Below are 15798 nucleotides of genomic sequence, written 5' to 3' on the forward strand. Positions count from 1 at the left end.
TCATGGCACTCGAACTGACATTCTGGATCTCATGCGGCTTGGTTCTTTACGCCTACGTTGGTTATCCAATCGTGCTGGGAATCCTCGCGAGACTCAAGAAAACTCGCCACGAGCCATCGCCCCTGTCTCGAGACAAACTTCCATTTGTTTCATTGATTATCGCGGCTTACAAAGAGCAGAGCATCATTCTGGAACGTCTCAATAATGCTCTCCTCTTGGACTATCCCGCTGACAGGCTGGAGATACTGATTGGCTGTGATGGAAACGAAGATCTGACTGGAGAATTGGTCCGCACTTGTGATGATCCTCGTGTCCGTTTGATGCAGTTTGAGAATCGGAGAGGGAAACCCTCCGTGCTAAATGACTGTGTTGCAGATGCCCGTGGCGATGTTTTGGCATTCTCCGATGCAAACACCTTCTGGAATCCAGATGCTCTGCTGAAGCTGGTGTCGCATCTTCAGAACGATCGAGTCGCTGGTGTTTGCGGTCAGTTGCTGTTGAACGACCCAGAGACAGGTGAAAACGTCGATGGGGCCTATTGGAAATACGAAAACTATTTGAAACGCTGCGAAGGAAGAATCGGAGCGTTGCTCGGGTTCAATGGGGCGATCTATCTCATTCGCAAAACGGCTTGGCAGCCCATCCCTGCGAATACGATCGTTGACGACTTCCTGATTGGAATGCGAATTCATCAGCAGGGAAAAGAAGTCATCTTCGATGAGACAGCGATTGCAAATGAGGAAAGCGCACCCAGTCTGGGAGCGGAGTTTTATCGTCGCACTCGGATCGGAGCGGGTGGCTTTCAGAGCTTGAGCTGGCTGCTCCCGCTGTTGAGTCCAGTTTACGGGAAGGTTGCCTTCGCCTTCTGGTCACATAAAGTGTTGCGTTGGCTTTGTCCTGCGTTTATGGCGTTGGCAGCAGTCTCTAATGCCATCCTCGCGACGCTCAATCCGGTTTACCAATGGTTGTTGGCAGGCCAGATTCTTTTTTACGCGGGGGCGATGTGCGGTCGTTATTTCCCCGGTACGAGTCTCCCCTCCAGGTTTGCCAAACTGGCGACGATGTTTGTTGACATGAATATCGCTTTGGCGTTCGGGTTTTGGAGATGGGCGGGCGGAAATCAGTCTGGCGCGTGGAAGCGGACCGCACGAACTCAGGAACTTCAGGCAGCCAATCAAGGGGCACCGCCGAAAACAGGTGTCACGCACTGAGGATCGATCAAAAAAAAGGGCCGCACAGTTTCGATGTGCGGCCCTTTTTGCATTGGTTGGTACTTAGACAGTACGTGCCTTGTCGGAAATATCTTTACGGCACCACGCTCCTTGCCAGCGAATCATACGGACGGCTTCATACGCTTTTCGTTTGGCGTCGGAAACGTCGTCGCCAAGGGTCGTCACGCCGAGTACGCGACCACCGGTGTTTACGACCTGATCTTTCAGTGTCGATGTCCCAGCGTGAAAGACTTTGGTGTCCGGAAGAGCATCGGCGTCAGCGATTCCACGAATCGGGTGACCCGTCGAGATTTTTCCTGGATAGCCTTCTGAAGCCATGACCACACACACAGCGGTGCGTGGGTCCCATTCCAGATCTGGCAGATCCTTCAGTTTCCCATCGGCAGCAGCAGACAGGACATCATAGAGGTCTGTCTTCAGACGCATGAGAATCGCTTGGGCTTCGGGATCGCCAAGTCGCACGTTGTACTCGAGGACTTTCGGGCCTTGCGACGTGAGCATTAGGCCAGCGTAGAGAACTCCGCGAAATTCCGTGTTGTTCTTCTTCATCGTGTGTACGGTTGGAATCAGAATCTGATCGATGACCTGATCGATCAATTCTGGTGTCGCAAAAGGAGCAGGGCTGTATGCCCCCATTCCCCCGGTGTTTGGTCCGAGGTCACCATCATGGGCAGCTTTATGGTCCTGGGCGACTTCCAGTGGAATGATCGTTCGACCATCCACCAATGCCATGATGCTGACTTCCTGGCCGACCAGTTTCTCCTCAATCACAATGGTCCGGCCCGCCTCGCCGAACTCATTCTGCTTCATGATGAGTTGGATGGCTTCGAGTGCTTCCGCTTTGTTTTCACAGATGATCACGCCCTTACCGGCGGCGAGTCCATCCGCTTTGATCACTAACGGAGTTTCTTCTCGCTCCTGAACGAAGTGCTGAGCGGATTCCGCATCTGAGAAGACGCGATAATCGGCCGTTGCGACTTTGGCTTTGTTCAGAATCTCTTTACAGAACGCTTTGCTTCCTTCGAGCGCAGCGGCAGCCTGACTTGGACCGAAGACTCGCAATCGTTGTTTCTTGAAGACGTCGACAATTCCTGCGACCAGCGGAACTTCAGGACCAACGACGGTCAGGTCGATTTGTTCTTTCTTTGCGAAGTCGGCCAGTTTCTGGCAATCGTCGGCTTTGATGTCAACGTTTGTGAAATCTGTCGCGGTTCCAGCATTTCCAGGGGCGCAAAAGACCTGAGTCACTTTGGGGGACTGTTTCAATTTCCAAGCTAGGACATGCTCTCGGCCGCCCGCACCCACTACCAGCACTTTCATCGCAGTTCACTTTCAACATTTTGAGCCGGAAAGCGGATGCCCGGACTCGTCACAATTCCTCAGAGAATGAAATCGTATTATAGTGCGATTGAATGTGGCTCGCGAGAGGGGAAGACGATTCTGGGTTCGCGAGCTGTAACTTCTTTTGATTGACTGCTTTCGGAATTTGACTTGGCATCAGTTTTCTCTGGATTTGTCAGACGGCGAAAATTGGTGTCTGATGATCAGGAGTCAGGACGTTGACCAGCGCGCCCCCGAACGAATTCGCCTCATTGAAGGGGAAACGAGCCCTCGTCACCGGCTCGAGCAGTGGAATCGGGAGAGGCATTGCCTTGGAGTTGGCTCGAGCTGGTTGCGACGTCATTGTTCATTATGCAATGTCACGTGATTCGGCCGAATGTGTCGCGAAAGAGATTGAAGATCTCCAAGTGAAGTCCGCTGTACTTCAGTGCGACTTCCTCGAGGACGATTTCAGCAGTTTCGTCGATGAAGCGTGGAATCTCTGGGGATCGCTCGACATCTGGGTGAATAATGCCGGGGCTGACCTACTGACTGGCGGAGGTAAAAGTCTCTCCTTTCACGAAAAGCTCGACGCTGTCTGGCTGGTGGATGTTCTCGGTACTGTGGAACTCGGGCGTGCCCTGACGGCCCGAATGAAGCAGCGGGGAAGTGGTGTGATTCTAAACATCGGGTGGGATCAGGCGGATCGGGGGATGGAAGGCGATAGTGCGGAACTCTTCTCAACGACCAAAAACGCGATTATGGGTTTCACCCGCTCTCTAGCTTTGACCGCAGCGCCCGAAGTTCGGGTGAATTGCATTGCTCCCGGCTGGATTCAGACTGCCTGGGGAGATGTCGCGAACTCGGAATGGCAGGAGCGAGTCATTCGAGAGACACCGCTGCGGCGTTGGGGAAAGCCAGAAGATATTGCGAATCTTGCTCGATTTCTGGTGAGCGATTCCGCTGCCTATATCACTGGACAGGTGATCAACGCCAATGGCGGGGCGGTTCGCTGAGGAGGCAGAGCGCAGGGACGTTGTTTGATATTGTCAGATGATTTCGTGTTTGGTATCACTTGGGGTTGATGTGTTTGCGTTTGCAGTCCGGTCCCATTTTACACTCTCCAGTGATACCAATTCCTATGTCGAAATTTCACGTCGTCGTCACAGACTTCATCAAGGATCCGTTGAACATTGAAGAGGGGATCCTTGGTGATATTGCTACCGTATCAGCAATTGATGCTTACTCCGAGGCAGATCTTATCGGCAAGATTGAAGATGCCGACGCGGTGATGCTCTATCACTTCATCACTCTCTCTGGCGACATCATCCGCAAGTTGAAGAAGTGCAAATTGATTGTTCGCTGTGGAGTTGGATACGACAACGTCGACTACCGTACCGCTCGCGAGCTGGGAATTCCTGTCGCGAATGTCCCGGATTACGGAGCAGAGGAAGTCGCAGATTCTGCGATTGGGATGATGCTGACATTGACTCGAGGTATCCACTACACCAACAGTCGCCTGCAGCGAAACGCTGGCCATTGGAGTTATGAACAGGTTGTCCCGATTCATCGGTTGCGCGGGAGAGTCTTCGGTGTCTTGGGGCTGGGACGCATCGGGACTGCTGCCGCTCTGCGTGCCAAGGCTTTGGGAATGAGGGTGATCTTCTTTGACCCACACGTTCCCGATGGACGCGATAAGGCGATTGGAATTGAGCAGGTCGAAACATTGGATGAACTGCTTCAACTTTCTGATGTTTTGAGTGCCCATTGTCCGCGATCGGCAGAAACTCAGCACATCATTAATGATGAGGCGATTGCCAAGATGCGCCCCGGTTCATTCATCGTGAATACGGCTCGGGGAGGTGTTGTTGATGCGCACGCTGTGCTACGGGCGATCGAAAGCAATCACCTCCGCGGCGCTGGGCTGGACGTGCTGGAAGTGGAGCCGCCATCAGAAACGGATCCGCTCATCGCAGCTTGGCGGGATCCTTCTCACCCAGCATTCGATCGAATTATTCTCAACCCACACTCAGCGTTCTATTCCGAAGAAGGACTCGCTGATATGCGGATCAAGGGGAGCCACAACTGCAAACGAGTGCTGTTGGGCGGGGCTCCAAAAAACGTGATCAACGGATAGTTCAAGCGAGCGATTCGGCTGGATTTCAAAAAGGGTGTTGCGTTGACAGGTTGTCTCGCAGCACCCTTTTTTTGTGAACGCTGAGTTCGTTTCATCGTGGAAGTAAGCGGGAAGGTAGGAGAAGACGGAAATGTGCGAGAAGTGCTTCTTGTTTGCAATAAACCGGTTACAATTCGTTAAGAATCTCATTTCACCGGATGACGTCGAAGAATCTTTTGCAATTCTACGAGTGGACACAGCAAGATTTATCTTAGGACGAAAGACGCTTCCATCGTGGTTACAGACATGCAGTCTTACCTCCCCAGTGAAACCACAGTGCTCGATGTATTGCTCGTTGAGGATGACGGAGTTCTTGGGAAAGCAGTGGCTCAGGGACTCCAGGACACTGGGCTGCGGTGCAGTTGGGTTCAGAGCGGTCAACGAGGTATTGATCTCGTCGCATCCCAGCATTTTCATGCGATGATCCTCGACTTGATGTTGCCGGATTTGTCCGGAATCGAGGTGTTGAAGAGTATGCGTCAGCAGGGGATTCAGGTCCCGGTGCTGATTCTCACTGCATTGGGATCGGTGCAGGAGCGTGTCGCTGGACTTGAAGCGGGTGCGGATGACTATCTCCTCAAGCCATTTGCGCTGCCTGAATTGCTCGCCCGGTTGAAGGCGATTACACGTCGCTCTCAAAAACCTGTGCTTCAGCATCTACGTGTCGGCGCGATTTCATTGGATCTTTCGACCCGCCGGTTTACGCGAAACGGAAAAGAAATCGATCTCACTCCCACCGAATCCAGCCTTCTCGAATTCCTGATGCGAAATGCAGATCAGGTTGTCACCCGCAAAATGCTCTGTGAACATCTTTGGGAATCGGATTGGGAAGGAGTGACGAACGTCATTGAAGTTCATATCAACCGATTGCGTGGGAAGATTGATCGGGATTTTGATCGCCATCTGATTCAGACGGTTCGCGGCCGTGGGTACGTCCTTCGTGTCAACTGAGAGAGACGACTGTCGTCCTGGCTAAACGTGATGTCAGGCAAGAGAGCAGTGTCGTACCTGAAAGTCGGCCAGATTTGTTTTGCAGACTCTATGAATCACCGCGTATCCGAAAATTTGAGTTTGCATTCAGACTCTACTGTTGGTCACCCTCAGCGATTTTGGTGGAAAACACTCCGGGTGCGCCTGGCTGCTGCGAACGCGCTCGTGGTCTCTGTGATTGCGTTGGTCATGCTGTTTGGCGTGCGTTATGGGGTGCGTTGGGCTCTGTTTCACGAGATTAACCAAATCTTGATTGAACAGATTCATGAAATTTCACTGAGCGTGAATGCAGCAGACTCTGAAGGGATGCAGTCGCTCCGAAATGAACTCGATCGAAAATCTCTCGGGCATCAGCAACATTCCTGGTTTGCCGAGATCTACACGAAAGAGGAGTCAAACAACTTCAAGACAGAGTTCGCTCCCCAAGACATTCCCAAATTCCCCGCAGTGGCGAATCTGGTTCCCTATCGATATGGAAATCTTCAAGTCATCGAAATGGCTCAAGGTCCGAATCCACTCGGTGTCTACGGTATTCGGATCGGAACGACGCTTGATTTCGTGAAGAAGGATCTGGCGATTCTTGATGGCTGGATGGCGATGGCCGCTGGAACTCTGCTGATTGTCGCGCCACTGTGTGGGTACTGGCTGGCGGGGAGAGCTGCCCGCACAATGGGGGACATCATTCAGACAGCGTCGCGTCTCCGTCCCTCGCATCTCGAAGAGCGTTTGGTGATCAGCGGAACTGGTGATGAACTCGATCAGCTCTCACATACGATCAACGGATTGCTGGATCGTGTCGCTGCGTACCTGGCACATAATCGGGACTTTCTTGCGAATGCCGCACACGAATTGCGGACTCCACTCGCTGCAATTCGATGTTCCATCGAAGTCGCACTCAACCGGGATCAAACAACGGGAGAGTTTACAGAAGTCTTAGAAGACCTCATTGACCAGTCGACCTCGCTTGAAACATTGGTCAATCAGCTGTTGTTGTTGTCGGAGACCGATCGGGCCAATGAAGTTTGGGGCGAACAGAAGGAGAAGATCAGTCTGCATGAAGTGGTAAGTCGTGCAGTTGATATGTTTCAAGGGGTCGCAGAGGCAAACGAGATCGATCTTCAGTTCAGCTCTCCAGCCATGGCAATTGTCGCGGGCCATCGCCAACCGCTGCGACAGGTGGTGAATAACCTCATTGATAACGCTATCAAATACACGTTGCCCGGTGGAAAAGTGCGGGTCGCTTTAAGTGTCGACCCGCAGAAGAATGTTGCGAAGTTACTCGTGAGCGATACCGGTATTGGAATCTCTGAGAAAGATCTTCCTTTTGTATTCGACCGCTTTTTCCGATCCGACCGGTCTCGATCAAGATCACATTCCATCCAAGGGACAGGGCTTGGGTTAAGTATTTGCTACGCAGTCGTTCAGGCACATGGTGGCACAATCGTCTGTCGTAGCACACACCATGTCGGAACGGAATTGGAAGTCACGTTACCGCTGGATGATGCTGCGGCATCTTGACTTGCTGGTCGCTCTGAACACCGTTTAGCCGTCAGTCATCGAGTTCACGCCCCCCCACTGCCATCGAGGCTGCGGCGGTACAGAAATGAGTTCGTAGACTGTTCACATCTTCCATGTGCCCTACGCAAGGACAAGTGTGTGTTCAGGGACCTCGCTGAGTCGTGGGATCTCACCGCACGATTCCAGTCGATTTCCTTCTTCACGAATTTCGAGGAAACCTTCTCGCAGTGTGTTCAGAACGGATCGGGCCGATTCCCACCCCTGAACTTCTGCATGGCTGGTCTGGTCAATGCAGAAAATGCAGAGGTCTCTGATACGTGCTCCGAGAGTCGATTGAGTGTCCAGTCCGGAAATGAGGAGAAGACACAGTTCTGAAACTCTCAGTTGCAGACTGGGATACCCACTTCTGTCTTCAGACTGAAGGTTTTGAATTCCAGCGTCGATTGTGGAGATTGTCGAATCGTAAATCGCCAACAGCATCTCGATGCGAGTCCTGGCGGATTGAGCGTTCTTTTTGTATGCCTGTTGCGGTGTCATTGGGAACCTGATGCTGAATTCGTGGCTGAAGAAGACGTTCATCTTCAAAGGTCAGAAGTGATATCGGCGATGGAGAAATCGAGACGTCAGGCGGGATCTTTTTCTTCCGCGGAGATTTCACTTCCCGGTCTGATTACTCCGAAGTTCAGGATGAAGCCATCTTGCTGATTCCAGCGAGTTGCGAGCCGAGAAGCGAACTTGTGGTCTGCATCTGTTGCAGCGCGGCTTCCATTCTCGAAAATTGCATCGTGAGCTGTTCTTTTTGGCGATCAAAATAGGTTTGCTGGTTCTCGATGGATTGATTGATACTTGCGATTTGGGATCGCAACGAATTTGTCATAGATGTGAGCGATCCTTTCTGGCTGTCCATTAATCCATCGATCAATGAGTTGAGCCGCGATGCGACTCCGCGCGTCATTGAAATTTGCCCTTCAGGGTCATTTGTAAGCTGCGTTGGGTTGAGGGAAGACCGGACCTGCAGGCCATCGGTGTGGGAATTTCCTGCATTCCCAGTGAGAATCTGGCCTTTACCAACAGCATCTTCCCGAACACCGTTCACCAGATAGTAGCCGGCGACATCGGTCCCGGAATGACTTTCCCCGCCGCTGAGTCCCAAACTCGCAGAGGCGGAACTCGCATAGAGTGTCACCCGAGAAGTTGAGCCATAGCTGGTGGATGTGACCTCAAGTTGGTCTTGGGCATTTACCCCGACAGCTACCGAGCGGCCGCTGCTTTGTATGGCCCCGTTGATAATCGATTGAACGTGATTTGCCAGTTCCTGACGATTGTAGGTTCCGGAATTGAGTCTCACTGTCGTTTCTGAACCGTCGACATTGAGAGTGAGTGAGTTGTTCGAATCGTCGATCGTCGTCGATGCATCCAAGGCAAGTCCAGCGGTGACACTTCCTCTCGTGGCAGCCTGAGTAATTTTCACTCCATACGGAGTCGCTGACTCGCGTGTTTTTGAACTCGCAAGCACGAAGGAAATGTTGCCGTTTGTCCCCTGTCCAGCGACAGCAAAGAGATGTTTCAGGTCGGCGTTCGTTACTCCGCTGACGTTGCCTTTCATCATGTTTTGAAGCTGTGTCTCATTGAAAATGAGGCGGCCGTTGTCTGCAGTGGTGATTCCAATGGCGCTCAGCCTGTTCGCTTTGTTGGAGCCACCGGGGATGACACTTTGAACCGCGTGCTGGAGCTGATTTCGGATGTTGATGATCGAATAGTCACCCTGCAGAATTCCGGAGACATCCGATTCGGAGTCGTACTTTGTCTGGCTATCGAGGAAGTCGAGCAAGCTGTTGTACGAGTCGACATAGTCTTTCACTGCAGTGACTGCTTTTTCAGTATCTGCAGAGATGGTAACCATGACGTTTTTTGTCGGATCTGCTTCAAGCAGATTCAACGTCACCCCTGTAATTAACGAGTTCACACTATTGGTCTGGCTAGTGACAGTAATCGCCCCGGGGCCGGTTCCCATAGAGACTGTCGCGTTTGTGGCGGCCTGGACCGGATTGGCGACGTCAATCTCGACTTTCTGCGATGAACCCGTCGAGTTCCCTAATCCGTTGACGACCGTGATCTGGTGATCGGTGCCTGTTTTGGCTGACGTCAGCAACAACTTGTATGAACTTGAGCCATCCTGAACGATACTTGCTGAGACTCCAACATCTGCAAAGTTGATGGAATCCGCGAGCCCTGCGAGAGTGTTGTTCGAGGAATTGACCTGAATGTCGGAAGAGACACCCGATCCGACTCGGATTGAGAATGTTCCTTCAGTGATCGCCGCTTCGGGTGATTCGAATCCCTGCGAAGCAACCTGTTGAGCGGTTGCGAGCGAAGACACTTTGAGTTGATAAGTCCCTGCATTGGCTCTGCTAGTCGCAGTGGCAATCAATGATTCCGGACGGGAAACGTTGACTTGCCTCGCATCGAATGGATTGTTCACCGAACTGGCAAGAGAGATCGCGTTTGTCCGCAATGTGACAAGCTGGGTTTGGAGTGCTCCCACAGCGGTCTGCTTTGTTTCGACGGAGGTTTTCTTGATATTGAATTGATCAATCTGCTGCTGCTGGATCTTCAGCAACCCCTGAATAATGACATCGGGATCAATCCCGGAAACGAGTCCTCCGATGTTAATGGATGCCATTTTCAGTCTCCTACAAATTGAACCAGAATCGATCAGTCAGCAGGATTCACTCGGTGTTGAACGGCATATTCAGGGCGTCGCATTGGGAGTGTCGTCCATGATTGTCACGACGATTAGCGGAGAATCCTTTATCCGCAAATGACCGTCGACTTGAATGGAGAACCCGCTGAGAGCTTCATCAGAAACCTCTCAGCGGGGCGAAGTGATCTCTCAGTCGAAACCGATTATCGCAACAGCGAAAGAATCATTTGCGGTGCCTGATTCGCATTCTGGAGAATGGAGACTCCAGCCTGCACCAAGACCTGAGATTTCGTATAGTTGGCGATTTCGGAAGCAAAATCGGTGTCGCGAATCACCGACTCGGCGTTCGTTGTGTTCTCAAGTGTCGTACGCAGGTTGTTTGCGGTGGATGTGAGTGTGTTCTGCTGAAACGCTCCGAGTGCACCACGCTGATTTGTCACGTCGTTGATTGCCCGGTCAATCACTGCGAGTGAATCCTGTGCTTTGGAGGCAGAGGTGACATCAATATCTTGCAGGTTGTTGAACTGGTTTCCTGCAACTCCGAGTCCCAGAGCTGACGCATCCATCTTACCGATGGCGATACGTGCAGTTTGGTGTTGGTTCGCACCAATCTGGAAGACCAGCGAGTTGTTCCCGACAGTCACGCTTCCCTGTGCGCCAGCGACTGATTGGGCGGCGTTCGACGAACTGGTTCCAAATCGCACAGTCAGTCCGTTTGCGACGCCAGAATTCGCCGTCAGCGTTGTTCCGGTTCCGGTGTAAGAAGTTCCGGCAATTGTCGCGACGACATCGACGCCTTGGTCGATGATGGCACTTGTTCCGAAGCCGCTGGAGTAATCAGTGCCTCCTGGGGACGCGGCAACATTGGAAATGACGTTGACGGTTGCGTTTGATCCAAACGCATTGCTGTAAATACGAGTTGCACCGCCTGCTCCGTTTGCATCCGCAACGGCGCCGGTTTCCGATGAGAATTCGTTAATGCGGTTGACTACAGCAGCCTGAGACATGCCGCTGGATAAGGTCACTTGAACACCGTTGATTGTCAACGTCTCATTGGCGGTGAGGGCGTTCCCACCCTGTGCCGTCCCAGCTGTTGCAATTGCTCGTTCAGCGGCTGTGGTCACGTTGACGGCGTGAACACCAGCGGAGGTGTCTGTTGTACCTCGGATAAACGTGACATCGGGATCGTTGCTGATTCCGGAGAGTCCGGCCGAGCCATCGAGGAGTTTTTTGGTTCCAAACTGGGTGTTGCTGGCGATACGGTTAATTGTGTCGAGAGCGTTTGTGATTTCCGCCTGGTTTGCAGCAAGCGCGTCACTGTCGTTGACACCTGCGTTTGCGGAGTCGATGGCGAGGCTTCGCACTTTGACGAGCAGATCGTTGATTTCGCCCAGTGCGCCTTCCGCTGTCTGGACGAGCGATACAGCTTTGTTGGAATTGTCGATTGCTTGCTTGAGACCAGCGATCTGTGCTCGTTGCTTTTCGGAAATCACGAGAGCAGCAGGCCCGTCAGCACCACGGTTTACCTTCAAGCCGGAGGAGAGTCGTTCGACCGAGGTCGCCAACGCTCCTGATGCCCGGTTCAGGTTCCCCTGAGCGTTCAGAGACGAGATGTTACTGGTAATTGTCATTGCCATGGGTCATGCCTTGCGATGTGGGGGGTGAATCCATTGATTCGTAATGAGCCACAACCATGCGGCAGCAAATCGATTCCTTGAAACATTCATCTCGATGTCTGGATGCGGGAATTAAATAACGTCTGAATTCAGAAATACGTGTGAAAGTCGTTCCGCTGCTTCGACTGACGAGAACTGACCACTCAGATACCTTGCACGTGCTTGCGTCACGATGTCTGCACGTACCTTGGGAACGTCGTTCAATCTGGCAAGCTCACTCTTGGCGTTGAAGCCGATTGCGTTCGCACTGTTGACGTTGGTGTCGGTCGTCGCATCGCTGATATCACTCGATTGAGTGGGGGCGATTCGCTGGCTCAAGCCCGACTTGACATCGTCAGACTTCGTCGCCCCTTTGGGGGGGACGAATCGATGGGGATCGATGTCTATTCTGCGAATCTGCATCAGTGGTCTCGACAGAGAAGGAGGAACATCTCCGTTATCGAGGGCTGATCAGGGAACTTGCCTTTTTTTTCAAATCTTTGGGAAAATTCTGCTGTGGACGGATGGTGGAGTGCGATGTTTAAGTTGAGTTTGCTGATTGTATTGGTTTTGTTCGTGTCGGATTGAATTTGCGTAGAGGTTTTACGCAGACTTTGACCTAGGGCAGTAGAGACGTGTCTGTCTGGAAGTTGTTCATTCCGGTCGTGTTAGGCAGCTTGACTGTCGGTGTGGGGGTCGGCTACGCGGTCCTCCAGTCGACAGCGAGTCGCTCTGGGGGCGTGCATGAAAATGCAGAAACCGACTCGTCTGTGCATAACCTAAGCTCGAGTTCGACTGTTCGTCTGCACAGTTCAGAGCAGCTGCAAACACCAAAGATTCTTGAACTTCCTGCGTCACTTCCCCTCCCTGAGACGGACGATGCGGGGCATTCAACCTCGCCTCGAAGGCCCAAGCCGGGGACTGCCTCTGCGATGGCGCTTGAAACGGCCAAGCTGCTCGAAGAGGAGCAGGCGCTGACTCCGGAACTCAAGCTACAGCGTGCTGATCGATTGCTTTTGGGGGGGAACTATAAGAGCGCTTCCTCCGCGTATGCACAATTGAAGTCATCTCACCCCAGTTACCTTCCAGCGGAGTTACAACTCCGTATTGCCCTCTGTGAAGAGGGGCTCGGAAACCAGTCCAAGGGCATCGCTGCCTATCGTTCCGTTCTGGATCACAACCCGGCTCCTGTAATTCGTCAGACAGCCATCCTTGGCCAAGTTCGGATCTTAGGTTCGACCAATCGACACGACTTGGCAACATCGATGCTGTTTGGCGAGATCGTCAAAGGAACTCTTCGTCACGATCCGGAATCACAGGCTCAAGTGACGCATCAGCTTGCAGTCCTTGTCTCTGCAAGAATTGTCGGGGAAGGAATCGGAAAGGAAAAGGGTCTTCACGAGTTGAATGATGAGACTCTTTTGACACCGCAGTTGGCAGTCCATCCGTATCAGGTGCTTGATGAACTGATGTCGCGACCGATCGTTCAGGTAGCGAATCCCGAAATTCCCCCTTACGATATTTCGGTGGTTCAACGTTTCAATCAGTCTGCGGACGAAATCTACGTCAATGTTCGAACTGAACGCCTGACCGCTTTAGAACTCGTTAAGCGGGCGGTGAATCGTGCTGGTTGGAAAGTCAAAATCACTGAAGAAGCGCGATTGAAATTGCAGGAATCAGCACTTCAACCAGATTGTGTGAACATGCCGCTGGCTGTCGTCTTGGATGCCATTCTCGATCCGGTCGAGACGGTTTGGAAGGTCGACGGCGAAACGATGTATATCTCCGTTGCAAATCAGGCGACGATTGAGGAGATGCAGACGCATCGTCTCAAATCTGCGAATCGCTGGTTGAAGTTCGCTTGTCTTAATGGTCCGGAACATCCTTGGGCGCCTGCGAGTTTTTTAGAACTCGCCCGAACAATGGCACTCAAGGGAAATCTAGTTGAGGCGAGTGATTGTATTTCGAAAATGCTTCAGCAGTTTCCTCGATCAGAGTTTGAAGCGATCGGTTGGCTGAACCTTGGAAAACTCAGTCTTCGTCTGGGGAGGCTGAATGAGGCACTCAAGGCGTTTCATCAAGCTTCGGATCTTCTGGCTGGCCATCCTCTCGAAGCGGTGAGCTATCTCTACGCTGGTCGAGTCTGTCTTGAATCTGATCAGATCCGGGAATCGATCTCGCCTCTCACCCGTGCAAAAGCACTGAGCGAGGGATCCCGATTTCAGGCAATCGCTACTCTTCAGTTGGTCGCGGCCTATTATCTGCTCGACAATTATCAGGTCGCAAATGAAATTCTCCTGGCTCATCATTCCCTATTCGAGGGAGAGGGGAGCCATGATCTTGCTGCGACTTTGACATGGATGATTCAATTAAAGTCCACCTTGAATGAGTACGGACGGACGCGAGCAGGAACATCTCTGATCGCAGCGTTGACCAACACTCGGACTTCGGACTGTTTTGGGGGACATTGGGCGTGGATTATCGGGTCGGCCTACCGAGAGACGGGAATGGTTCAGGAAGCAATTTCAATCTTTCGAAACTGCTTACAATCCAGCTACTCGTTCCCGCTTCAGAATCGGATTCGTCAGTGTTTGCTCGAGGATGCTCCAGATCAACTTGCTGGAATTGAATCTGCTCAGCCGATCAATCGTAGCCTGATCAAGCCGAGTTCGCTGTTGTTTCAGACTCAATTAAAGGAAGCAGCAACAGGCTTTCATCGAGGCGATGTTGATACCTCGATCCGGAAACTTCACAGACTTCTCGAACATCCCCAAGTTGCAGATGCAGATCGACGTGCAGCCTTGCGACTACTGGGGCAGATCTATCAGTCGAAATCGGAGCACAAGAAGGCTGTGGAGTGCTTTTCAGGAGTCGTTCCGACACTCGATCTCCAAGAGAGTGTCCAAGTCATTTCAGATTCGTTGGCAACTGGACCAAGAGAATGAAACCGTTAGTCAACGTTATTGGACAATTGAGCCTGCTGCTCGTGTTTGCAGTAGGAGCAGGATGGCTGTGTGGGACACCCTTGTTGAGAACGTCCCAGGCGGAAGAACCCGCGATCCCGCTATTTGCTGAAACGCAGGAAGAGGGGCATTCCGCACCGGAAGAACCAAGTCCGACTTCGAGTGCAGAAGCCGTTCCAGCACCAGAAGCGACGACGACTCAGGAAGATCTTCAGTCGTTAAAGGAACAGAGATTCCGCGAGTTGAAACGGCAGATGGAGATTCTCAGTCAAATGTCGGATCAGAAAGGTCCGCGTCAGGAGGAACCAGCGCAGTTCCCACAGAGTCAGACGCCGGAGAGTGAAGTTCCTACAGCCAATGGTCCGTCGCCAGAGGTTCCTCCAGTTCCTGTGCAACCTCGCCCTTGGAAAGATACACCGCCTTCGACCCCGCGAGCAGCAGAGTTACTGCCGATGGGCCCATTGGTCGTCGAGGGGGCAATCGATCGATTTTCACTGGCATCGAGCTTATTCGGGACAGGGGAATACGAAACCTGTCTGGAAGTGTTGAAGCAGACGAATCTGAAAGAACTCGCGAGGATCGATCAGATTTGGGCTGAATATTTACAAGCCAGTTGTCACCGGAAGTGTGGTCGTGTCGATCTGGCCAAACAGAGCTATCGCCGTCTTCTCGCTGAAAGTGATGCGGACTGGGTTGGAGAGATGGCTCGTTGGTGGTTGACCGAAATCGATGCCAAAGCTCAGCTTCAGGATGATGTGAAGCGGTTGGGAGACTCGATCAAAGCATGGGAGAAGGAAATTGAATCACTTGCCAGTGAATCAGCTCGAGCAACAGCTTTGCGTTGAGTTGAAGAAAGCAGAGTCGCTGTATCGTCGCGCTCTGGGGTTGATTCAATCCGCTGTGCCGACAGGGGAGGGACAGTTCGATCAGATTTCGTCCTGCCTCGTTCAATTACAACCGTTCATGAAGCAGATTGAAGAAAGCGAATCGGTCTTGGGACCGCTCAAGCAGCATTGGATGTCATTCAAGGTGAAGGCCGGTGCGGAGCTGAAATTCGCTCTACAGGTTCATCAAGGGCTGCTGGGGGATCTAATCACTCTCATCAATAAAATGGAAGCGAGCACTCAACAACAGCGTTTGGCTGCCATTCCTCAGCTCGATTCTGCAATGCGGCGCCAGCAAATGCAGAGAGCCTATCAACAGTCGAACCGCCAATAAGTGCAGATACATTTGGAAAAGT

General features: G+C 52.2%; 13 protein-coding genes. 8 read left to right on the plus strand and 5 right to left on the minus strand.

What is annotated here, in order from left to right; translation table 11 throughout:
- Window positions 1-2 precede the first annotated feature (2 nt).
- Entirely contained in the window at window positions 3-1211 is a 1209-nt protein-coding gene (locus SH668x_RS04040; protein ID WP_437187414.1) for a glycosyltransferase family 2 protein, read from the plus strand.
- Window positions 1212-1274: 63 nt separating this feature from the next.
- Here SH668x_RS04040 and purD read toward each other — a convergent pair whose 3' ends face one another.
- Window positions 1275-2552, minus strand: coding sequence for a phosphoribosylamine--glycine ligase (gene purD, locus SH668x_RS04045; protein ID WP_437187415.1), 1278 nt, complete (start codon window positions 2550-2552; stop codon window positions 1275-1277).
- Between the two features lie 239 nt (window positions 2553-2791).
- On the opposite strand from purD, the gene SH668x_RS04050 reads away from it, so the two are divergent.
- The 4 genes from SH668x_RS04050 to SH668x_RS04065 all read left to right on the plus strand — a co-directional run bounded on the left by SH668x_RS04050 (window position 2792) and on the right by SH668x_RS04065 (window position 7236).
- Window positions 2792-3568 (plus strand): SDR family NAD(P)-dependent oxidoreductase, encoded by a 777-nt coding sequence (locus tag SH668x_RS04050; RefSeq protein ID WP_437187416.1) that lies wholly within the window; start codon window positions 2792-2794, stop codon window positions 3566-3568.
- Between the two features lie 125 nt (window positions 3569-3693).
- Complete coding sequence (locus SH668x_RS04055; RefSeq protein ID WP_437187417.1) at window positions 3694-4689, plus strand: C-terminal binding protein; 996 nt, start codon at window positions 3694-3696, stop codon at window positions 4687-4689.
- 285 nt (window positions 4690-4974) lie between these two features.
- The gene (locus SH668x_RS04060; protein ID WP_437187418.1) at window positions 4975-5679 is read left to right on the plus strand and encodes a response regulator transcription factor; all 705 of its coding nucleotides are present in this window, start codon (window positions 4975-4977) and stop codon (window positions 5677-5679) included.
- A gap of 177 nt (window positions 5680-5856) precedes the next feature.
- Entirely contained in the window at window positions 5857-7236 is a 1380-nt protein-coding gene (locus tag SH668x_RS04065; RefSeq protein WP_437187419.1) for a sensor histidine kinase, read from the plus strand.
- A gap of 120 nt (window positions 7237-7356) precedes the next feature.
- Here the strand turns inward: SH668x_RS04065 and SH668x_RS04070 are convergent, their stop codons facing one another.
- The 4 genes from SH668x_RS04070 to SH668x_RS04085 all read right to left on the minus strand — a co-directional run bounded on the left by SH668x_RS04070 (window position 7357) and on the right by SH668x_RS04085 (window position 12018).
- The gene (locus SH668x_RS04070; RefSeq protein ID WP_437187420.1) at window positions 7357-7773 is read right to left on the minus strand and encodes a hypothetical protein; all 417 of its coding nucleotides are present in this window, start codon (window positions 7771-7773) and stop codon (window positions 7357-7359) included.
- 145 nt (window positions 7774-7918) lie between these two features.
- Complete coding sequence (gene fliD / locus SH668x_RS04075) at window positions 7919-9919, minus strand: flagellar filament capping protein FliD (protein WP_437187421.1); 2001 nt, start codon at window positions 9917-9919, stop codon at window positions 7919-7921.
- A 224-nt stretch (window positions 9920-10143) separates the two neighbouring features.
- Window positions 10144-11577 (minus strand): flagellin, encoded by a 1434-nt coding sequence (locus tag SH668x_RS04080; RefSeq protein ID WP_437187422.1) that lies wholly within the window; start codon window positions 11575-11577, stop codon window positions 10144-10146.
- 111 nt (window positions 11578-11688) lie between these two features.
- Window positions 11689-12018 carry a hypothetical protein gene (locus tag SH668x_RS04085; RefSeq protein WP_437187423.1) on the minus strand — a complete coding sequence of 110 codons (330 nt, stop codon included), beginning with the start codon at window positions 12016-12018 and terminating at the stop codon, window positions 11689-11691.
- A 212-nt stretch (window positions 12019-12230) separates the two neighbouring features.
- Here SH668x_RS04085 and SH668x_RS04090 point away from each other — a divergent pair, with 212 nt between their 5' ends.
- The 3 genes from SH668x_RS04090 to SH668x_RS04100 are packed head-to-tail and all read left to right on the plus strand — an operon-like array spanning window position 12231 to window position 15776.
- Window positions 12231-14540 carry a hypothetical protein gene (locus tag SH668x_RS04090; RefSeq protein WP_437187424.1) on the plus strand — a complete coding sequence of 770 codons (2310 nt, stop codon included), beginning with the start codon at window positions 12231-12233 and terminating at the stop codon, window positions 14538-14540.
- The gene (locus SH668x_RS04095; RefSeq protein ID WP_437187425.1) at window positions 14537-15403 is read left to right on the plus strand and encodes a hypothetical protein; all 867 of its coding nucleotides are present in this window, start codon (window positions 14537-14539) and stop codon (window positions 15401-15403) included. The genes SH668x_RS04090 and SH668x_RS04095 overlap by 4 nt, the downstream gene beginning before the upstream one ends.
- Window positions 15366-15776: a hypothetical protein gene (locus tag SH668x_RS04100; RefSeq protein ID WP_437187426.1), complete on the plus strand. Its 411-nt coding sequence runs from the start codon at window positions 15366-15368 to the stop codon at window positions 15774-15776. Before SH668x_RS04095 ends, SH668x_RS04100 begins: the two co-directional genes overlap by 38 nt.
- Window positions 15777-15798 lie beyond the last annotated feature (22 nt).

The organism is Planctomicrobium mucosum (assembly GCF_051466335.1).
GTDB lineage: Bacteria > Planctomycetota > Planctomycetia > Planctomycetales > Planctomycetaceae > Planctomicrobium.